Raw genomic sequence first — 19,027 nt, 5'->3', positions numbered from 1 at the left:
GGCGGCGGTGACAGCACCTGATGAATGCACCTAGCGCCCGATCACCGGGTAGTGGTCGGAGAGGTTGGTGTACGTGTAGGAGGTGCCCCAGCTGGAGACCGTCCACGGCGCCGACTGCTCCAGGACCACGTGGTTCTCCCAGCCTGCCGGACGGGCATTGCCCTTGCGGTACAGGACGTAGTCGAGGTCCTCGCGCGGGTCGGTCGGGTAGCGGTACTTCGCTATCGAGTTCATCGCCGTGTCGAAGGAGTACGGGTGGCCCGTGCGCGTGTCCGGGCCGGCCAGGTCGGCGTTGGCCAGCATGGAGGCGAGCTCCGGCGTGTGCGAGTCGACGTTCATGTCGCCCGCCACGATGACCTGTTCGTTCGCCGGGATGTTCTTCCCGTCCAGGAACGCGTCGATGGCGCGGAACTGGCGGGCGCGCATCTCCGCCGCCTCACCCGCGGCGCAGCCCGGGTCGGTGGACTGCGCGTGGGTGCCGACGACGTGCACCTTGGCGCCGTTCACGTTCAGCACCGCGTAGGCGAAGCCCTTGTTGGACCACCAGTCGGCGCCGCAGGCGTCCTTGTAGACCACCTGCTCCTTGCGGACGATGGGCCACTTGCTGAGGATCGTGACGCCGCCGTCCTCCGGGGTGGTAGAGGAGTACGCGCCGCCCGTGGCGTCCCAGCCGGTCTTGCTGCGGCCCACGACCGGGGTCTGGTACGGGTACTGGGCGGCCGAGTTGGCCTTCAGCGCGTCCGAGGCGGCGTTGTCGAAGGCCTCCTGGAGCACGACCACGTCGTGGCCCTGGTAGAAGGAGGCCTTGGGGATCTCCGCCGCCCGGTGGTCCTGGCCCCAGTTCGGGTACAGGTTCTTGCTGAACAGGAACACGTTGTACGAGAGGACGCTGAGCCGCGGGGCGGCGGCGGACTCCGCGGCGGTGGCGGCCGGCGCGGTGGTGGCGGCCAGGGCGCCCGCGGCGATCGCGGCGACGGCAGCGGCGGCGGCCCGGTGGCGGCGGGGAGAGGTCTGCGGCATGGGGACTCCATCGTCCTGCGGGGGAAGATCGGATCGGCTTCGCCATCCAAGCAGCCGCGGTTACCTCTGGGTAACACCCGTGCAGCGACTTTCTGTCCAGGCCACGACAACGTGGGGCACGGAGGAGAACGGACCCGGTTTCACTCCACCGGAGAAGTCCACCTGAACGCCGACAGACCGACCGCTTCCCCCTCCTGCGGCGCCGCCGCGCGCCGCCGCCGCAGGGCCAGACGGAGCAGCCCGAAGGCCGCGAGGGCGAGGGCGCCGACGACGGCGAGGGTGACGGCCACGACCGCCGCAGCGGAAGGGGCCAGCGCCTCCAGCCATGCGGAGGGGGACAGGTCCATCGCCGCAGGATGCCCGTCCACAGGGCCCCGGCGGAAGGCCTGAACCGCAGGTCATACTGGGGGTACGGCGAGTTCGACACCTGGGGGCACCTGCATGGCCACGACGAAGCACCCGGCCGCGCGACCGGCGCGCGGGGCCGACCCGGAGCCGCCGCCGCCCGGCGGGGTGCTGTGGACCAACGCCGGGGACATCCGGTCCCTGCTGACGCTGCCCGCCGCCTTCACCCTCCAGGTCGCGCACCCCGCGGTCGGAGCCGGGGTCGACCAGTACTCGGTCTTCCGCACCGATCCCTGGGGACGCGGCGAGCGCTCGCTGCGCTCCGTCCAGCTGTGGGTGTACGGCGGGGACGAAGCCGCAGCCGAGGGCCGCAGGGTCCGCCGGCTGCACCGGGAGATCCAGGGCACCGACACCCGGGGGCGCCGCTACCACTCCCTGGACCCGGCCTGCTACGCCTGGGTGCACGCCACCGGATATCCCATCGCCCTGTACGCCGGGCGCTACCTCTTCCGCCGCATGAGCCCCGCCAACGAGCGCCGGCTCTACCGGGAATGGCTCCAGGTGGGCCGCATCCTCGGCTTGCGCGACCGGGACATGCCGCAGACCGTCGAGGAGTTCTGGCCGTACTACCGCCGGATGCTGGCCGAGGAGATCGAGCCCACCGCGGTCGCCCGCGAGCTGGTCGCCACCGACCTCCCGCTGCCCCGCCCCGAGGTCGGCGGGCCCCTGGTCCGGCTGCTGCTGCGGCTCACCTGGCCGGTGCTGCGGGTGGCCTTCCTGCGTTTCCGCGCCTTCGTAACCGTCGGGTACATGCCGCCCGAGGCGCGCGCGGCCATCGGGCTGGAGTGGAGCCCGGCCCAGGAGCGCAGGCTCCGGCGGTTCAGCACGGCCGTGCGGCTCCTCGTACCGGTGCTGCCGGAGCGGCTGCGGTACCTGCCCATCGCGCGGGCGGCGCGCGCCCGATGGCACGCCGCCGCCCGCTGACGGGCGGTTCAGCACGGCCGTACGGCTCCTCGTACCGGTGCTGCCGGAGCGGCTGCGGTACCTGCCCATCGCGCGGGCGGCGCGCGCCCGATGGCACGCCGCCGCCCGCTGACGGACCTCAGTGCCCGTCGTGCCCGTCGTGGCCGCCGTGCGCGTCGTGTGCCTCGTGTGCCTCGTGTGCCTCGTGCCGGTGGATCGTGTTCGTCTCCGCGATCTTCTTCCAGGACTTCGGCTCCGCCTTCTGCGCCGGGGCCGCGAGGGACCGGGTCGAGGCGCCCGGGGCCGAGGCGCCCAGGGCCGAGGCGTCCGGCTTGCCCGCGGTGTACAGCCAGGTCTCGAACAGCTGGGCCAGCGGCTTGCCCGAGACCTTCTCCGCGTACCGGACGAAGTCGCCGACCTTGGCGTTGCCGTACGCCCGCTCGGCCGGCCAGCCCTTCAGGATCGCGAAGAACTTCTCGTCGCCGATCTCGTTGCGCAGCGCCTGCAGGGCGATGGCGCCGCGGTCGTAGACGGCCCCGTGGAACTGGTTCTCCGGACCCGGGTCACCCGGCTTGACCTGCCAGAACGGGTCCTCGGCCGGGCGCACGGAATAAGCCCAGTCGGCCAGCTCCTGCGCGGTGCCCTCGCCCTCCTTCTCCGACCACAGCCACTGGCTGTACCGGGCGAAGCCCTCGTTGATCCAGATGTCCTTCCAGCCGTCGACGGACACGCTGTCGCCGTACCACTGGTGGGCCAGCTCGTGCACGACCACCGAGACGTTGGCACCGTTCTGGAACTGGCGCGGGCCGTAGAACGGGCGCGTCTGGGTCTCCAGCGCGAAACCGGCCGTCACGTTCGGCACGTAGCCGCCCAGCGCGTTGAAGGGGTACGGACCGAAGACCCCCTCCAGCCACTCGGCGACCTCGGCGGTCCGCTCCACGCTCGCCCGCGCCGCCCCGGCGTTGTCCCCGAGGTCCTTGCTGTAGGCGTTGAGGACCGGCAGACCGCTCGCCGTCTTGTCGGTGGTGATGTCGAACTTGCCGACCGCGAGCGTGGCCAGGTAGGTGGCCTGCGGCTTGTTGGAACGCCAGTTGTACCGGGTCCAGCCCAGCCGCGAAGTCTGCGACTGGAGCACGCCGTTGCTGATCGCCTGGGTGCCGTCCGGGACGCTGACCGACACGTCGAAGGTGGCCTTGTCGAGCGGGTGGTCGTTGCTCGGGAACCACCAGACCGCCGAATCGGGCTCCTGCGCCGCCACTCCGCCGTCGGGCGTGCGCTGCCAGGCCGTCCAGCCGTCCACCTTCACCTCGGAGGGCTTGCCGGCGTACTTGACGACGACCGTCAGCGGGGTGTTGCGCGCCAGCGGCTTCGCCGGGGTGATCTCCAGCTCGTGGGAGCCGGACGTGGCGAACTTCGCCTTGGTCCCGTTGACGCGGACCTCGCTGACCCGGAGGCCGAAGTCCAGGTTGAAGCGGGACAGGTCCTGCGTGGCGGTGGCGAGGAGGGTGGCCGTGCCTTCGAGCAGGTCCGTCTGCGGCTGGTACTTCAGGCGCAGGTCGTAGTGCGACACGTCGTATCCGCCGTTGCCGCTCGCCGGGTAGTAGGGATCGCCGATACCCGGGGCGCCCGGACCGGAACTGGCCGCGGATGCCGGGATCACCAGCAGCAGGGAAGCGGCGAGCACGCTCGGGGCGATGACTTTGCGGTGCACGAAGGGCTCCAAGTGGTAGAGGAGACAGATCGGTTCAAGCGCTTGTCGCTCGACCGTATTCACCCTTGGTGCCCCACGTCATGTCCATGGCCGCTGCTGTCACACGATCGCCATTCGGCCGTCACGGGCGAGAAAGGCCGGAAAGGGAGGGGTCGGCAGGCGGTCGGGGATCCGGTCGGCCGGGACCGGCCTTCCCGGCATACCAAGCAGTCGGTAACCTGCCGCCATGACCCTTCCTCCGCTCGCCGCCCGCCACTGTTGGCACACCGCGATCAACCCGCTGCACTCCACCGTGTACTTCTCACCGGACACCACCAAGGAGTTCGCGGGCCTCGGCATCACCGATCCCCTCGCCGTCAACCTCGCCCACCGCTCCGCCGCCATGGGCGCCGTCGGAGCGGGCACGGTGACCGCCACGTTCTACAACTACCGCCACGACCTCATCGCCCGGCACCTCCCCGCCGTCTGGGACACCGCCACGCCCGAGCAGGTCCTCGCCGCCCGCCTGCGCGCCGCCGACGCCACCCTGCGCCGGCTCCTCGGCGAGGAGGTCATCGAGTCGCCCGAACTGGCCGAGGCGGCCGACCTGGCGATACGCGCCACCGAGGGCTGCACCCGGCACGCCCGCACCCTCTACGCGGCCCACGCCGACCTCCCCGTACCCGAGGAGCCGCACCTGCGCCTGTGGCACGCGACCACCCTGCTGCGCGAACACCGCGGCGACGGCCACCTCGCCGCCCTGCTCATCGCCGGCCTGGACCCGCTCGAGGCCCTGGTCAGCCACACCGCCACCGGCAAGGGCATGACCCCGAAGTGGCTCAAGGCCATCCGCGGCTGGGAGCAGTCCGACCTGGACGCCGCCGCCGACCGGCTGCGCGCCCGCGGGATCCTCGACGAGGACGGCGAGCTCACCGAGCAGGGCAAGGCCGTGCGCGAGAGCCTCGAGGCCGACACCGACCGCCTGGACGCGGCCCCCTACGAGCTCCTCGGCGCGGACGGCCTGGCCCGCCTCGCGGAACTCGGCGGCGGGTTCGTGATGCGGGCGATCACGGCCGGAGCCTTCCCGGCCGACCTGCGCGGCAAGGCCTGACGGACCCCCGGCCGCGGCGGCCGGGGCGGCCTTACCGCGCCTCGTCACACCCACCTGCCACAATTGGCAGCCTTCCAGTGCAAACGAAGGCAGGCGGAACCCGATCGTGACGACGTCCATCGAAGGCAGGATCGCCGAGGAGCTCGGCGTACGGGAGCGGCAGGTCAAGGCCGCCGTCGAGCTGCTCGACGGCGGCTCCACCGTGCCGTTCATCGCGCGCTACCGCAAGGAAGCGACCGAAATGCTCGACGACGCGCAGCTGCGCACGCTCGAGGAGCGGCTGCGCTATCTGCGCGAGCTGGAGGACCGGCGCACCGCGATCCTGGACTCCGTGCGGGAGCAGGGCAAGCTCGACGCCGAGCTGGAGGCGCGGATCAACGCGGCCGACACCAAGGCCCGGCTGGAGGACATCTACCTGCCCTTCAAGCCCAAGCGGCGCACCAAGGCGCAGATCGCCCGCGAAGCCGGCCTGGAGCCCCTCGCCGAGGGGCTGCTCGCCGAACCCTCCGTGGAACCGGCCGCCGCGGCCGCCGCGTTCGTCGACCCCGACAAGGGCGTCGCCGACCCGGCCGCGGCCCTGGAGGGCGCCCGCGCCATCCTCACCGAGCGGTTCGCCGAGGACGCCGACCTGATCGGCGAGCTGCGCGAGCGCATGTGGGGCCGGGGCCGGCTCGCCGCGAAGGTCCGCGAGGGCAAGGAGGAGGCGGGCGCCAAGTTCGCCGACTACTTCGACTTCGCGGAGCCCTTCACCGCCCTCCCCTCGCACCGCGTCCTCGCCATGCTGCGCGGCGAGAAGGAGGAGGTCCTCGACCTCACCCTGGAGCCCGAGCCGCCGAGCGAGACCCCCGGCCCCTCCACGTACGAGGGCATGGTCGCCCGCCGCTTCGGCATCGCCGACCGCGGCCGCCCCGGCGACAAGTGGCTGGCCGACACGGTCCGCTGGGCCTGGCGTACGAAGATCCAGGTGCACCTCGGCATCGACCTGCGGACCCGGCTGCGCGCGGCCGCCGAGGACGAGGCCGTACGCGTCTTCGCCGCGAACCTGCGCGACCTGCTGCTCGCCGCCCCGGCGGGCACCCGGGCGACGCTCGGCCTGGACCCGGGCTTCCGCACCGGTGTGAAGGTCGCCGTCGTGGACGCCACCGGCAAGGTCGTGGCCACCGACGTGATCTACCCGCACGTCCCCGCCAACAAGTGGGACGCGTCCCTGGCCACGCTCGCCCGCCTCGCGAAGGAGCACGCGGTCGATCTGGTCGCCATCGGCAACGGCACGGCCTCGCGCGAGACCGACAAGCTCGCCGGGGAGCTCATCACCCGCCACCCCGAGCTGGGGCTCACCAAGGTGATGGTTTCGGAGGCGGGCGCCTCCGTGTACTCCGCCTCGGCCTTCGCCTCGCAGGAACTCCCCGGCATGGACGTGTCGTTGCGCGGCGCCGTCTCCATCGCCCGCCGCCTCCAGGACCCCCTCGCCGAGCTGGTCAAGATCGACCCGAAGTCGATCGGCGTCGGCCAGTACCAGCACGACCTGTCCGAGGTGAAGCTCTCGCGCTCGCTCGACGCGGTGGTCGAGGACTGCGTGAACGGCGTCGGCGTCGACGTCAACACCGCCTCGGCGCCGCTGCTCTCGCGCGTGTCGGGCATCAGCGGCGGACTCGCCGAGAACATCGTCGCCCACCGCGACGCCAACGGCCCCTTCCGCAGCCGCAAGGGGCTCAAGGACGTGGCCCGGCTCGGCCCGAAGGCGTACGAGCAGTGCGCGGGCTTCCTGCGGATCCGCGGCGGGGACGACCCGCTGGACGCCTCGGCCGTGCACCCCGAGGCCTACCCGGTCGTCAGGGCGATGGGCAAGACGGCGGGCGGTGAGGTCGCCGCGCTGATCGGCAACACGGCCGTCCTGCGCTCCCTGCGCCCCGAACAGTTCGTGACCGAGGCCTTCGGCCTGCCCACGGTCACCGACATCCTGCGCGAACTGGAGAAGCCGGGCCGCGACCCGCGCCCGGCCTTCAAGACCGCGACCTTCAAGGAGGGCGTGGAGAAGATCGGCGACCTGGCCCCCGGGATGATCCTGGAGGGAGTGGTCACCAATGTGGCCGCCTTCGGCGCCTTCATCGACGTCGGCGTGCACCAGGACGGGCTGGCGCACGTCTCGGCGCTGTCGAAGACCTTCGTCAAGGACCCCCGCGACGTGGTCAAGCCGGGCGACATCGTCCGCGTGAAGGTCATGGACGTGGACATCCCGCGCAAGCGGATCTCGCTGACCCTGCGGCTGGAGGACGAGGCCGGGGCGGAGCGCGGCGCGGGCACCCCGGGCCAGGAGCGGCGTGGCGGCGGCCGTCCGCCGCAGCAGCGCGGTGCGGGCGGCGGCCAGGGCCAGGGCCAGCGCGGCCAGAACCAGCGCCAGGGGGGCCAGGGTCAGCGCCAGGGCGGTCAGGGCCAGCGGCAGGGCGGCGGCGCCCCCGCCCCCGCTCCCGCCAACAGCGCGATGGCCGACGCCCTGCGCCGCGCCGGCCTCACCGGACCGGAGGAGCGCCGCAAGCGCTGACCGCAAGCATGCGGCCACCCGGCGGGCGAGCGTCCTGCCTGCGATGGCCGAATAGGTTCCCCACCAGGGGACCTGCCTTGCCAACTCCCGTACAAGATCTGTAGGCATGGTGGAACGCCCGTTCGTCACTCGGCGGACGGGCTTCCGCATTTCCCCTCAGGACCGCATTCCCCGAGGCCGCCTTCGAAGGCACAGGACGCCATGCCCATGCCAGCACACGCCTACCGACGCTGCCCGAGAAAGGGTCCGAAGAGGGATCACATGCCCCACCGGCAACTCAGCCTGCGTAAACGGTGCGAGAACATTATCGGCCATCTGGATCTGACCCATCCGTTCTCGCTCGACGCGCTGTGCCATCGCATAGCCGAGCAGCGCGGCCGCCCCATCAAGCTCCACCCGCTGCCCAAGGAGGCGGCGGAGTCCGGCGTCTGCGGACTGTGGGTGGGCACGGCCAGCGTCGACTACGTCTTCTACGAGGCGCAGACCACCCCGCTCCACCGGGAGCACATCGTGCTCCACGAGCTCGGCCACATCCTCTTCGGCCACCACTCGCTGGAAGGCGAGGAAGCCGACGGCGCCGCCCCGATCGTGCTCGGGCGCACCAACTACACCACCCGCCAGGAGCAGGAGGCGGAGATGCTCGCCAGCATGATCCGCATCCGCACGGCGAACGCCGGCCCGGCGTCGGCGGCCCGTGCCCGGGGCACCCTGGCCCGGCTCGAATCCGCCATGGGCTACGAGCGGGGCAACGATGGCAGCTGACCTGACCGCCTTCGGGAACTGGCTCGCCGTCCCCAGCGTGGTGTGCCTGTGGATCGCGGTCCTGCTGCGGGCCCCGGGCGCCCTGCGCTCCCCGCAGCAGCGCGGCCTGTGGCTGGCCGTGGCCACCGCCGCCGCCGCGATGACCCTGAACCTTCCCGACGTCGTCACGTACGCGATGACCCGCGGCGCCGGCTACGCGCACACCATCGGCCTCGTCCGCAACCTCATCGGCGTCTTCTCCGCCGGCGCCGTCCTCTACTTCGTGGCCGCCGCCGCGGGGGGCCGCCGGCTCCGGCTCGTCTCCTGGACCGCCACGGCCGGGTGGCTCGCCGCACTCCTCGTACTGGACGCCGCGGCGCCCGCGCACGGCACGCACACCATGCCGCCGGTCGGCGACCCCGTGCCCTCCCTCGCGTACTGGCTGGTGCTGATCTCCGCGCACGTGGCCGCCAACACCGTCTGCGTGGCGCTGTGCTGGCGCTACAGCCGCCGCGCCGAGAGCCGCGGACTGGCCGCCGGGCTGCGGCTGTTCGGCCTCGGTACCGCGCTCGCCGGCCTGTTCTGGCTCGCGTACCTGCTCAAGGCGCTGTTCGGCAGCACCTGGGCGATGCCCGCCCTGCCGCTGCTGATGAACGTGCACGGCCTGCTGCGGGCCGCCGCCATCCTCGTGCCGACCGTGTTCACCTTCCGCCGGACCGCTGCCGACATCGCCACCGCCTGGCGGCTCTGGCCGCTGTGGCGCGACCTGGTGCAGGCCGTCCCGCACGTGGCCCTGAACAAACCGCGGGCCGGACGGATGGTGGAGCTGCTGTGGCCGCCGGTCCCGCGCAACCTGCTCGTGTACCGCAAGGTGATCGAAACGCGCGACGCGATCCTGATCCTGGGGGAATACGCCGCCCCGGGCGCCCTGGAGGACGCCCGCGGCCGGGTCGCCGGGCGCGGGGTCCCCGAACAGCGGCGCACCGCGGCCGCGCTGGCCTCCGTACTGAGGGAGGCGCGGCAGGCCAAGCTCGCCGGGATCCCCGGGCAGCCGGGCGAGGCGGCCGGACTGGAACTGCCCGCCGCCATCCAGACCTCGGCCGAGGGCGGGGACCTGGCCGAGGAGGCCCGGTTCCTCGTCGACGTCGCCCACGAGTACACCCGGAAAGCGGAGCCGTCGTGACCACCGTACTGATCACCGGGGCCAGCGCCGGACTGGGCGCGGCCTTCGCCCGGGGCTTCGCGGCCAAGGGCGCCGACCTGGTCCTCGTGGCCCGCGACGAGGAGCGGCTGGAAGCGGTCGCGCGGGACCTGGGCCGGGAGTTCGGCACGGCGGCCGAGGTGCTGCCCGCCGACCTGCTGGACGCGGCGGACCGCGAGAAGGTCGCCGCACGCCTCGCCGACCGGATCCGGCCCGTGGACATCCTGGTCAACAACGCCGGCTTCGGGCTGCCCGCACCCTTCCCGTACAGCCCGGTCGAGGACGAGGAGCGGATGCTCGACCTGCTGGTCAAAGTCCCGCTCCGGCTCACCCACGCCGTACTGCCGGGCCTGCGCGAGCGCCGCCGGGGCGCGGTGGTGAACGTGTCCTCGGTCGCCGGACTGCTGCCGACCGGCACCTACGGAGCCGCCAAGGCCTGGGTCACCGCGTTCAGCGAGTCACTGCGCGTGGACATGGAACCGTACGGCGTCCGCGTGCTGGCGGTGGTACCCGGCTTCACCCGGACCGAGTTCCAGGAGCGCGCCGGGATGGACGTCAGCGCCCTGCGCGACGCGGTCTGGCTGGAACCGCAGGCCGTGGTGGACCAGGCGCTGAAGGACCTCGCCCTGCGCCGCCCGCTCAGCATCACCGGCCGCCGCTACCAGGCGTACGCCTTCGCCGCCCGCCACCTCCCGCGCGGCTTCGTGGCCCGCCGGATGGCCCGTACCCGGCGCGCCCCGGCGGACCGGACGGGCTAGCGGGGTCGACAGCAGACCGATGCGCGGCCCGGTGACCGGTCCGCGCACGGTGTGCTGTGGGAAGGACGGATCAGTCAGTGGCCGTGGCCGTGGCCGTGACCGTGTCCGTGACCCCATCCGTGGCCGTTGCCTCCGTAACCTTTGTCGTCATCGTCATGGTCCCAGCCACCGTGGCGGCCGTAGTTGCCGTGGCCCTTGTCGTGGTCCTTGTCGTAACCGTTGCCGCCGCAGCCACCGCCGGTGACGTAGCTGACGGGCTGGGCCGGGGCCGCCGCCGAGGCGGTGCCCGCCGTGCCGAGTGCGGCCCCACCGGCCATCAGGAGACCGGCGGCGGACGCCACGAAGAGGCGCTTCGCTCTCTGTGCATGCATGGGAGTTCCCTTTCCTTCCACCCGCACGAACCTCGCCGAGGAGGGACGGGGGCGGAACCGCGGCCGCAGGCAGAATGCGCAGCGCGGATCGGATGCAGGGCCGCGGGAGGCGCGGAAGCACGCTCCGGCCACAAGGGCTCAGGCGCCGCATGGGTCCCGAAGCAGGCGCGCGTCAGAGGTCCAACCCCTGCTGACGCGGAACTTCGGCCATGGGGGCGCGTTCCGCTGGTGCGGCTCTCACCCACTCAGGCTAGTCGCGCCCGAGCGGGTCGGCACCTCGGGAGGCCGGATGCCGCGCCGTGGCCCACGTTGCCCGACGCGGCACCGGACACCCCTTAGAGCTCGGTGACCTTGCCGTCCGCGACCTCGAGGCGGCGGGTCACCGACACGGCGTCGAGCATGCGGCGGTCGTGCGTGACCAGGAGCAGCGTGCCCTCGTACGCCTCCAGCGCGGACTCCAACTGCTCGATCGCCGGGAGGTCCAGGTGGTTCGTGGGCTCGTCCAGGACCAGCAGGTTGACCCCGCGGCCCTGGAGCAGGGCGAGGGCGGCGCGGGTGCGCTCGCCCGGGGAGAGGGTGGCCGCCGGGCGCAGGACATGGGCCGCTTTGAGGCCGAACTTGGCCAGCAGGGTGCGGACTTCGGCCGGCTCGGTGTCCGGGACGGCCGCGCAGAACGCCTCCAGCAGCGGTTCGCCGCCGAGGAACAGGCCCCGCGCCTGGTCCACTTCGCCGACCAGCACCCCGGAGCCGAGGGTGGCGGAGCCGGAGTCCGGAGCCACCCGGCCGAGCAGGACGGCCAGCAGCGTCGACTTGCCCGCGCCGTTGGCCCCGGTGATCGCCACCCGGTCCGCCCAGTCGATCTGCAGGCTGGCCGGCCCGAAGACGAAGTCCCCGCGCTTGACCGCCGCTTCGCGCAGGGTGGCGACCACCGAGCCGGAGCGCGGCGCCGCCGCGATCTCCATGCGCAGCTCCCACTCCTTGCGCGGCTCGTCCACGACCTCCAGCCGCTCGATCGCCCGCTGGGTCTGGCGGGCCTTGGCGGCCTGCTTCTCGCTGGACTCGCCGCGCAGGTTCTTGCCGATCTTGTCGTTGTCGCTCGCCTTGCGGCGCGCGTTGCGCACGCCCTTGTCCATCCAGTTGCGCTGCATCTGCGCCCGGCCCTCGAGGGCGGACTTCTTGCCCGCGTACTCCTCGTACTCCTCACGGGCATGGCCGCGGGCGCGTTCCCGCTCCTCCAGGTAGGACTCGTACCCGCCGCCGTAGAGGTTGATCTGCTGCTGTGCCAGGTCGAGTTCGAGGACCTTGGTGACGGTCCGGGTCAGGAACTCGCGGTCGTGGCTGATCACGACCGTGCCCGCGCGCAACCCCTTGACGAACTGCTCCAGCCGCTCCAGACCGTCCAGGTCGAGGTCGTTGGTGGGCTCGTCCAGCAGGAAGACGTCGTAACGGGAGAGCAGCAGCGAGGCGAGGCCCGCGCGGGCCGCCTGCCCGCCCGACAGTGCCGTCATGGGCAGGTCCAGGCCCACGGTGAGACCGAGCTCGGCGGCGACCTCCTCGGCCCGCTCGTCGAGATCGGCCCCGCCGAGGTTCAGCCACTGGTCCAGCGCCGTCGCGTACGCGTCGTCCGCGCCCGGCGTCCCGTCCACCAGGCCCTGCGTGGCCTCGTCGAGCTCCGCCTGCGCGGCGGCCACCCCCGTGCGCCGCGCCAGGAACTCCCGCACCGACTCGGCGGGCCGGCGCTCCGGCTCCTGCGGGAGGTGGCCCACGGCGGCGGCGGGCGGGGAGAGCCGCAGCTCACCGCTCTCGGGGGTGTCCAGCCCGGCGAGCAGGCGCAGCAGGGTGGACTTCCCGGCGCCGTTCACGCCGACGAGGCCGATGACGTCGCCGGGCGCGACGACGAGGTCGAGATCGGCGAACAGCGTGCGCTCACCGTGGGCGGCGGTGAGCTTCTTGGCGACGAGGGTTGCAGTCATGATGCACCGATCCTATCCGGGCAGGCGCGGGCCACCGGCGATGGCCGGATAGGTGGGGAGCCCGGCATTGCGGCCGTGCGGTGCGGCATCACACCATGAGGCCATGTCGTCGCGAAACGTGCTCGTCCTGCTCTACGACGGGGTGCAGAGCCTGGACGTGACCGGGCCGGTCGAGGTGTTCGCCGCCGCGGCCCGGTTCCCGGGCCACCCGGCGTACGGGATCCGGACGGTGTCCCCGGGCGGAACGCCGGTCCGTACGAGCAGCGGCCTGACCCTGGTCCCCGACGGGGACCTGAGCAGTGCCCGCCCGGGCCCCGGGACCACGCTGCTGGTGCCGGGCGGCCGGTACACGGCGGACTTCGAGCCGCGGCTCACCGACTGGCTCCGCGCCCACGGGGGAGGCGCGGGGCGGCTGGTGTCCGTGTGCACGGGCGGGCTGCTGCTGGCCGAGGCGGGACTGCTCGACGGGCGGCGGGCGACGACGCACTGGAACGCGTGCGAGCAGATGGCGCGGGACTACCCGGACGTGGCGGTGGAGTCGGATCCGATCTACGTACGGGACGGGCCGGTCGCCACCTCGGCCGGGGTCACGGCCGGGATCGACCTGGCGCTCGCGCTGGTGGAGGAGGACCACGGGCGCGACGTGGCGCTGACCATCGCCCGGCACCTGGTGGTGTTCCTGCGCAGGCCCGGCAACCAGGCGCAGTTCAGCGCGCAGCTGGCCGCCCAGACGGCGCGGCGGGAACCGCTGCGGGACGTGCAGCAGTGGATCACCGAGCACCCGGACGCCGACCTCGGCGTCGAGGCGCTCGCCGCCCGGGCCCGGCTCTCGCCCCGCCACTTCGCCCGTGCCTTCCGGGCCGAGACGGGCGTCACGCCCGGCCGGTACGTCGAGCGCGTGCGGGTGGAGCACGCGCGGCGGCTGCTGGAGGACAGCCGGGAGGGCATCGCCCAGATATCCCGCGCCTGCGGCTACGGCACGCCGGAGGCCCTGCGCCGGGCCTTCCTCAGGACCCTGGGCCAGCCCCCGGCCGAATACCGCCGCCGCTTCGGCCCCTGACCGCCGCCGTCCGTGCCCTGCTCGCCGCCACCGCACTGCCGCGAAGCCCCGCAACCACAGACCTGCCGCCCCCGGCCGGGGGACCGGCACGCCACGACCGCTCCGGAGGAGCCATGCAGATCGCCGTACTGCTCTACGACCGCTTCACCGCACTCGACGCCATCGGGCCCTTCGACACCCTCGGCCGGCTCCAGGGGGCCGAGACGGTGTTCGTGTCCGAGCACCCCGGACCCGTACGGACCGACAACGGGTCGCTCGCGCTCGTCGCCGACAAGGCGCTCCACGAGGTGACCCGGCCCGACATCGTCCTCGTGCCCGGCGGACCGCACCCGGAACTGGAGATGAAGAACCCCGCCGTCCTCCAGTGGCTGCGGGACGCCGACGCCACCACCACCTGGACGGCCTCCGTCTGCACCGGCTCCCTGCTGCTCGCCGCCGCCGGGCTGCTCGACGGGCGGCGGGCCGCCGGGCACTGGCTGTTCCTGGACCAGCTGCCGCGGTTCGGAGCCGAGCCCACCGGCGAGCGGGTGGTCTTCGACGGGAAGTACGTCACGGCGGCGGGGGTGTCCGCCGGGATCGACATGGGTCTCACCCTGCTCGGCAGGATCGCCGGTGACGAGTTCGCCCAGACCGTGCAGCTGATGACCGAGTACGATCCCCAGCCGCCCTACGACGCCGGTTCCCCGGCCAAGGCCCCGGCCGAGCTCGTCGCGCGGCTCCGGGCGGTCAATCCGCTGTAGGCCAGCGGAAGACGGGCGCCCGGCGCTCCAGGAACGCGGTGACGCCCTCCGCGGTGTCGCCGCTCGCGGCCGCCTGCGCCGCCCAGTGGGCGTCCCGGTCCTCCCGCCCGTCCGCGAACTCCTTGGCCGCCGCCTGCGTCAGTTGCGACCGCGAGGCCAGCACGCGCGTGAACTCGCCGACCCGCTTGTCCAGTTGGCCCACCGGCAGCAGCTCGTCCAGGAAGCCGGTCCGCAGGGCCCGGTCCGCGTCCATCAACTCCGCCGAGAAGAGGAGGTACTTGGCGGCGGCCGGGCCGACCAGCCGGGCCAGCCGCCTGGTCGAGGAGGCCGGGTAGACGATGCCCAGCTTCGCCGGGGTCACCCCGAACGAGGCCCCCTCCTCCGCGAACCGCAGATCGCAGGCGGCCGCGAGCTGGCTCCCGCCGCCCACGCAGTACCCGCGGATCGCCGCCAGCGTCGGCTTCGGGAAGGCGGCCAGGGCCTCCTCGGCCACCACGGCCAGTGCCTGCGGGTCCTCCTCCTCGTCGCCGGTCAGGGAGGAGATGTCCGCGCCCGCGCAGAACGTCGCTCCCGCCCCGGTCAGCACGAGCACCCGTACGGCGGGATCGGCCGCCAGTCCCGGCAGCAGTTCCGGCAGGGCCCGCCACATCGCGGCCGTCATGGCGTTGCGCTTGGCGGGGTGCGAGATGACGACGGTGGCGACCCCGTCGGCGACGGTGTGGTGGAGGGCTGCGTCCCGGGCTGCGTCCATGCGCCGGATGCTATCCCGGGGTGTCGATCCTATGATCAAGGGGAGTCCGTCCGGGGGGTGCGAGGAGGTGGCACGTCCATGGACGCAGACCGTACCGAGGACAGGGGCAGGGCCAGGAGCAGGAGCAGGAGCAGGAGCCGGGAACCGCAGCAGGAGAAGAAGCAGCTCAGCCGCAGCTTCGGGCTGCTGGCCGCGCTCGGGGCGATCCTCGTGCTGGCCGGCCTGGTCGGTCTGGTCTACACCGGCGTCGCCACCCTGACCTCGATGTTCCTCTTCGGCTGGCTGCTGCTGATCGGCGGTCTGGTGGGACTGCTGCACGCGGTCCAGTCCCGCAAGAGCAACTACTTCTGGCTCGCGGTCATCGTCGCCGCCATGAACCTGGCGGCCGGCTTCGTCGTCCTGCGCCGGCCCGAGGCGAGCGCCGAGGCGCTGACCATGTTCGCCGCGCTGCTCTTCCTCACCGGCGGGGTGTTCCGGCTCGCCGGCGCCCTCGTGGTGCGCGGGGCGAACTTCGGGCTGTCGCTCGTCCAGGGTGCCTTCGGCGTCCTGCTCGGCGTCCTGATCCTGTTCAGCTGGCCCGGCAGCAGCCGCTACGTGATCGGAACCTTCTTCTCGCTCGCCCTCCTGTTCGACGGACTGAGCCTGGTGGCCGTGGGCATGGGCGCCCGGCGCATCCTGGGCTTGGTCAGCGAGGACGCGGCGGAACCGGAGGCCGTCGGCGCCGAGCGGGCCGGCGAGGCGGCCGAGAAGCGTCCCACAGAAGATCAGGAACAGTCGAACAACTGACTCTGTCATACGCCCTTGGTCAGAAAGTGTCCGAATGGCGCTGACTTGTGGTCAGCGGCGCGGGGCGGATCGGGCTGTTCCCCACTCTTGACGTGTGGAGACGATCGAGCGCCGCGAAGACGGGGGACGGAAGATGGATGTCAGCGGGAATGTCCCGCCAGCCCGGGAGGCGGAGCCGGCGGCTCCGGCCGACCCCCTCGTGTACGAGGGAGTATGGAGGTTCACGGCTCCCGCAGTAGAAGAATCCGTTCCCCAGGCGCGCCGCGCGGTCCGGGACCTGCTCGGACGCCAGGGGGTGGCGACCCGGCAGGACCTCGTGTACTCCCTGCTGCTGATCGTCTCCGAGCTCGTGACGAACTCCGTCCGGCACGCCGCCCTGCTCTCCCCGGAGGTCGCCGTCGAGGTCGCGATCGGCCGCGAGTGGGTACGGGTGGCCGTCGAGGACGACCACCCGTACCGCCCCAAGGCGCTGGAGGCCGATTTCGGCCAGACCGGCGGCCGGGGCCTGCTCCTGGTGCGCGAGATCACGCTGGAGGCCGGCGGGGTCTGCGACGTCGAGCACACCTCGACGGGCGGCAAGGTCATCTGGGCGGCCCTGCCGCTCACCGCGCCGGCCGCACCCGCGACCTCCGTCGTGTGAACCGGGTGCGAACCGGGTGCGAACCGGGTGCCGGGCGGGCTACCAGCCCGCGGCATCACCGGTCAGCTCGCGGATCGCGGGCCGCGCGGCGTCCAGCACGGTCATGAACCACGCCGAGAACGGCGCCTCGGCGTGCCGCTTCGCCAGCTCCTCGGCGGTGACGAAGGCGGTGCCCCCGACCTCCTCCGGATCCGGCCGCACGGCCGACTGCGCCAGTCCCACGAAAAGGTGGTTGAACTCCTGCTCCACCAGACCCGACGCCGGGTCCGGGTGGTTGTAGCGGACCGTTCCCGCCTCCGCGAGCAGCGAGGGCGACAGCCCCAGCTCCTCGTGGGTCCGCCGGGCCGCCGCCGCGAACGGCGACTCCCCGGGATAGGGGTGGCCGCAGCAGGTGTTCGACCAGACGCCGGGGGAGTGGTACTTCCCGAGGGCCCGCTGCTGCAGCAGCAGCCGGCCCTGCTCGTCGAAGAGGAACACGGAGAACGCCCGGTGCAACTGCCCGGGTGCCTGATGAGCGGAGAGCTTCTCCGCCGTGCCGATGGTGTTGCCGGACTCGTCGACCAGTTCGAGCATGATCGGTTCTTGAGTTCCGGTGCCGTTGGTCGCGCTGCTCGCGGCGGTGGCTGGTGGTGTCGGCATACCCATCCTTCGCTTCGGACTCCGGCCTTCAGTCTGCCGTACAAAAGGGGCTTGTCCGCACTTCGGAGATCCGCGCATGTCTGCCCCCCGTCGCGTGATAAGCGACGAGGGGCAGATCACCTCACGTCCTGCGCCCGCGGCGTCAGACCCCGAACGGCCCCGGATAACCGATCGTGCCCGCAGGAACCGGAACGGAATCGTCCAGCACCAGCGCCATCATGGCCTCGTCCGGCACCTCGAAGGGCGCCCGGATCCCGAACCGGGAGGCCGGGACGAAACCGAAGCGCCGGTAGTACTCCGGGTGGCCCAGCACCAGGACCAGGGACTCCCCGCCCTCCCTGGCCGCCGCGAGCACGGCCCGCACCACCGAGCTGCCGGCGCCCGAGCGCTGCCGCGCCGGATCGGTGGCCACCGGGGCGAGCGCGAGCGCCCGTACCCCGTCCACCTCGCACGCGGTGAGCAGGGCGTACGCCGCCACCGACCCGTCCGGGCCCTCGGCCACGTACGACAGGCCGGGCACCCAGGCGTCGTCCGCGCGCAGCGCGTCCACGAGATCCGCCTCCAGCGGCGTGTCGAACGCCGCCAGGTTGACGGCCCGCACGGCGGCGGCGTCGGCCCGCGTCTCCGGCCGGGCCGGCCAGGCGCCGCCGTCCCCGGCGGTCACCGGGCGCAGGACGTAGCCGGTGTACCCGTACTCGTGGCCGTGCCGGGCCCGCACGCCGAGCTCCTCGCGGGCGGCGGCGAGCGCGGCCGCCGTCGCCGGGTCCCCGGCGCCGGAGTGGTCCCCGACCCGTTCGGCGAGCGGGCCGTAGTACTCGGCCCAGTCCGAGTCGGGCAGGTGGTACACGCCGAGGACCTGGTAGCCGGCGGCCTGGGCGGCCGCGAGGTTTCCGGCGGTGGAGCGCAGCGGGCACTGCCCGTCCCAGAAGGCGCGGGCGCCCGCGGACGGCTCCTCGACGGTCCACTCGCACTCGGTCAGCACCAGCGTGCCGCCGGGTGCGAGCAGCCGCTTCCACCGCGCGAGCGCGGTGTCGAAGCCGATGGAGTAGGCGGAGCCCTCCGCCCAGACGAGGTCGAAGGAACCGTCCTCGAACCGCTCGGCGGGAAGTGCGCCCATGTCCGCCATGACGGTGCGGACCCGGTCGCCGAGCCCGCGGCCGGCGGCGGCCGTGCGGAGCTCTTCGAGGAACGGTGCGTGGAGGTCGACGGCGGTCACCTCGGCGCCGTGTCCGCCGGCCTCCGCGGCGAGCAGCAGGGCGCTGCGGCCCGGACCGCAGCCCAGGTCGAGTACGCGCGGCCGCCCGGGCAGCGGTCCGCACAGGGACAGCAGGTGCCGGGTGCTCGCGTCGGAACCGGGCCCCTGCCGCGGCAGGCCGCGGTGCAGGGTGAAGAAGGCCTCGATGAAGGAGATGTCGGTCAACGTGAACCCTTGAACGGGGGCTCCGGCCGACGGGGGACCGTCAGAGGACGGTCAGGCCCGGCCGGATGCCCGGAGGAAAGGAGGGGATGCACCGGAGTTCGCTGCGCATGGCCGCGACCACTGCGACGGTCATCAACCCACCTCTTCCCACTCGACACGATCAGGGGCGTGTCCACCGTAACATCCGCGCCGTTTGTGGTATCGCGCCGTGATCGTCAATGATGATCACGCCCCGGCCCGGGGCCGGGATATTCGGCTCGTCAGGGCGTAAACGGG

The 19,027-nt window shown here is 72.9% G+C and carries 18 protein-coding genes; 10 read left to right on the top strand and 8 right to left on the bottom strand.

All coding sequences use genetic code 11. The annotated features are described in order from the left end of the window. Positions 1-30: 30 nt before the first annotated feature. Both sph and ACZ6I1_RS10625 read right to left on the bottom strand, forming a co-directional pair. On the bottom strand, positions 31-1,020 hold the full coding sequence (gene sph, locus ACZ6I1_RS10630) for a sphingomyelin phosphodiesterase (protein ID WP_469285423.1): 990 nt from the start codon (positions 1,018-1,020) through the stop codon (positions 31-33). 140 nt (positions 1,021-1,160) lie between these two features. Further along, positions 1,161-1,367, bottom strand: a complete 207-nt coding sequence (locus ACZ6I1_RS10625; RefSeq protein ID WP_469285422.1) for a hypothetical protein — start codon at positions 1,365-1,367, stop codon at positions 1,161-1,163. A 94-nt stretch (positions 1,368-1,461) separates the two neighbouring features. Here ACZ6I1_RS10625 and ACZ6I1_RS10620 point away from each other — a divergent pair, with 94 nt between their 5' ends. After that, positions 1,462-2,349, top strand: a complete 888-nt coding sequence (locus tag ACZ6I1_RS10620) for an oxygenase MpaB family protein (protein ID WP_469285421.1) — start codon at positions 1,462-1,464, stop codon at positions 2,347-2,349. A 118-nt stretch (positions 2,350-2,467) separates the two neighbouring features. Here the strand turns inward: ACZ6I1_RS10620 and ACZ6I1_RS10615 are convergent, their stop codons facing one another. Further along, the gene (locus ACZ6I1_RS10615) at positions 2,468-4,039 is read right to left on the bottom strand and encodes a M1 family metallopeptidase (RefSeq protein ID WP_469285420.1); all 1,572 of its coding nucleotides are present in this window, start codon (positions 4,037-4,039) and stop codon (positions 2,468-2,470) included. 226 nt (positions 4,040-4,265) lie between these two features. On the opposite strand from ACZ6I1_RS10615, the gene ACZ6I1_RS10610 reads away from it, so the two are divergent. From ACZ6I1_RS10610 to ACZ6I1_RS10590, 5 genes are all read left to right on the top strand, one after another. Next, positions 4,266-5,129 carry an SCO6745 family protein gene (locus ACZ6I1_RS10610; RefSeq protein ID WP_469285419.1) on the top strand — a complete coding sequence of 288 codons (864 nt, stop codon included), beginning with the start codon at positions 4,266-4,268 and terminating at the stop codon, positions 5,127-5,129. A gap of 106 nt (positions 5,130-5,235) precedes the next feature. Further along, positions 5,236-7,671, top strand: a complete 2,436-nt coding sequence (locus tag ACZ6I1_RS10605) for a Tex family protein (RefSeq protein ID WP_469285418.1) — start codon at positions 5,236-5,238, stop codon at positions 7,669-7,671. A 261-nt stretch (positions 7,672-7,932) separates the two neighbouring features. After that, a complete protein-coding gene (locus tag ACZ6I1_RS10600; protein WP_469285417.1) occupies positions 7,933-8,433 on the top strand; it encodes a hypothetical protein in 501 nt (166 codons plus the stop codon). After that, positions 8,423-9,595: an MAB_1171c family putative transporter gene (locus ACZ6I1_RS10595; protein WP_469285415.1), complete on the top strand. Its 1,173-nt coding sequence runs from the start codon at positions 8,423-8,425 to the stop codon at positions 9,593-9,595. The genes ACZ6I1_RS10600 and ACZ6I1_RS10595 overlap by 11 nt, the downstream gene beginning before the upstream one ends. After that, positions 9,592-10,371 carry an SDR family NAD(P)-dependent oxidoreductase gene (locus ACZ6I1_RS10590; protein ID WP_469285414.1) on the top strand — a complete coding sequence of 260 codons (780 nt, stop codon included), beginning with the start codon at positions 9,592-9,594 and terminating at the stop codon, positions 10,369-10,371. The genes ACZ6I1_RS10595 and ACZ6I1_RS10590 overlap by 4 nt, the downstream gene beginning before the upstream one ends. A 74-nt stretch (positions 10,372-10,445) precedes the next feature. Here ACZ6I1_RS10590 and ACZ6I1_RS10585 read toward each other — a convergent pair whose 3' ends face one another. Together ACZ6I1_RS10585 and ACZ6I1_RS10580 are read right to left on the bottom strand one after the other, a co-directional pair. After that, positions 10,446-10,742: a hypothetical protein gene (locus ACZ6I1_RS10585; protein ID WP_469285413.1), complete on the bottom strand. Its 297-nt coding sequence runs from the start codon at positions 10,740-10,742 to the stop codon at positions 10,446-10,448. A gap of 335 nt (positions 10,743-11,077) precedes the next feature. Continuing rightward, positions 11,078-12,715, bottom strand: a complete 1,638-nt coding sequence (locus ACZ6I1_RS10580; protein ID WP_469285411.1) for an ABC-F family ATP-binding cassette domain-containing protein — start codon at positions 12,713-12,715, stop codon at positions 11,078-11,080. A gap of 103 nt (positions 12,716-12,818) precedes the next feature. Here ACZ6I1_RS10580 and ACZ6I1_RS10575 point away from each other — a divergent pair, with 103 nt between their 5' ends. Beyond that, positions 12,819-13,775: a GlxA family transcriptional regulator gene (locus ACZ6I1_RS10575; RefSeq protein ID WP_469285409.1), complete on the top strand. Its 957-nt coding sequence runs from the start codon at positions 12,819-12,821 to the stop codon at positions 13,773-13,775. Positions 13,776-13,888: 113 nt separating this feature from the next. Continuing rightward, positions 13,889-14,515, top strand: a complete 627-nt coding sequence (locus tag ACZ6I1_RS10570) for a DJ-1/PfpI family protein (RefSeq protein ID WP_469285407.1) — start codon at positions 13,889-13,891, stop codon at positions 14,513-14,515. Here ACZ6I1_RS10570 and ACZ6I1_RS10565 read toward each other — a convergent pair. After that, positions 14,502-15,266 carry an enoyl-CoA hydratase/isomerase family protein gene (locus ACZ6I1_RS10565; RefSeq protein ID WP_469285405.1) on the bottom strand — a complete coding sequence of 255 codons (765 nt, stop codon included), beginning with the start codon at positions 15,264-15,266 and terminating at the stop codon, positions 14,502-14,504. The genes ACZ6I1_RS10570 and ACZ6I1_RS10565 overlap by 14 nt on opposite strands. A gap of 78 nt (positions 15,267-15,344) precedes the next feature. On the opposite strand from ACZ6I1_RS10565, the gene ACZ6I1_RS10560 reads away from it, so the two are divergent. Continuing rightward, entirely contained in the window at positions 15,345-16,052 is a 708-nt protein-coding gene (locus ACZ6I1_RS10560; RefSeq protein ID WP_469285403.1) for an HdeD family acid-resistance protein, read from the top strand. 133 nt (positions 16,053-16,185) lie between these two features. Next, positions 16,186-16,692 carry an ATP-binding protein gene (locus tag ACZ6I1_RS10555; RefSeq protein WP_469285401.1) on the top strand — a complete coding sequence of 169 codons (507 nt, stop codon included), beginning with the start codon at positions 16,186-16,188 and terminating at the stop codon, positions 16,690-16,692. 39 nt (positions 16,693-16,731) lie between these two features. On the opposite strand, the gene idi is transcribed toward ACZ6I1_RS10555, so the two are convergent. Next, complete coding sequence (idi, locus tag ACZ6I1_RS10550; protein WP_469285399.1) at positions 16,732-17,331, bottom strand: isopentenyl-diphosphate Delta-isomerase; 600 nt, start codon at positions 17,329-17,331, stop codon at positions 16,732-16,734. 142 nt (positions 17,332-17,473) lie between these two features. Beyond that, the gene (locus tag ACZ6I1_RS10545; RefSeq protein ID WP_469285397.1) at positions 17,474-18,751 is read right to left on the bottom strand and encodes a GNAT family N-acetyltransferase; all 1,278 of its coding nucleotides are present in this window, start codon (positions 18,749-18,751) and stop codon (positions 17,474-17,476) included. Between the last annotated feature and the right edge of the window lie 276 nt (positions 18,752-19,027).

The sequence above is a fragment of the Streptomyces sp. NPDC046303 genome (assembly GCF_055588085.1).
Note: the sequence above shows the minus strand (reverse complement) of the source record. Positions and strands in the feature narration are given on the sequence as shown.

Coding starts and splice junctions, on each gene's coding strand:
- ACZ6I1_RS10600 (WP_469285417.1), top strand. CDS start 7,933: ATGCCCCACCGGCAACTCAGCCTGCGTAAACGGTGCGAGAACATTATC.
- ACZ6I1_RS10625 (WP_469285422.1), bottom strand. CDS start 1,367: ATGGACCTGTCCCCCTCCGCATGGCTGGAGGCGCTGGCCCCTTCCGCT.
- ACZ6I1_RS10585 (WP_469285413.1), bottom strand. CDS start 10,742: ATGCATGCACAGAGAGCGAAGCGCCTCTTCGTGGCGTCCGCCGCCGGT.
- ACZ6I1_RS10570 (WP_469285407.1), top strand. CDS start 13,889: ATGCAGATCGCCGTACTGCTCTACGACCGCTTCACCGCACTCGACGCC.
- ACZ6I1_RS10575 (WP_469285409.1), top strand. CDS start 12,819: ATGTCGTCGCGAAACGTGCTCGTCCTGCTCTACGACGGGGTGCAGAGC.
- sph (WP_469285423.1), bottom strand. CDS start 1,020: ATGCCGCAGACCTCTCCCCGCCGCCACCGGGCCGCCGCCGCTGCCGTC.
- ACZ6I1_RS10610 (WP_469285419.1), top strand. CDS start 4,266: ATGACCCTTCCTCCGCTCGCCGCCCGCCACTGTTGGCACACCGCGATC.
- ACZ6I1_RS10565 (WP_469285405.1), bottom strand. CDS start 15,266: ATGGACGCAGCCCGGGACGCAGCCCTCCACCACACCGTCGCCGACGGG.
- ACZ6I1_RS10560 (WP_469285403.1), top strand. CDS start 15,345: ATGGACGCAGACCGTACCGAGGACAGGGGCAGGGCCAGGAGCAGGAGC.
- ACZ6I1_RS10580 (WP_469285411.1), bottom strand. CDS start 12,715: ATGACTGCAACCCTCGTCGCCAAGAAGCTCACCGCCGCCCACGGTGAG.
- ACZ6I1_RS10555 (WP_469285401.1), top strand. CDS start 16,186: ATGGATGTCAGCGGGAATGTCCCGCCAGCCCGGGAGGCGGAGCCGGCG.
- ACZ6I1_RS10620 (WP_469285421.1), top strand. CDS start 1,462: ATGGCCACGACGAAGCACCCGGCCGCGCGACCGGCGCGCGGGGCCGAC.
- ACZ6I1_RS10595 (WP_469285415.1), top strand. CDS start 8,423: ATGGCAGCTGACCTGACCGCCTTCGGGAACTGGCTCGCCGTCCCCAGC.
- idi (WP_469285399.1), bottom strand. CDS start 17,331: ATGCCGACACCACCAGCCACCGCCGCGAGCAGCGCGACCAACGGCACC.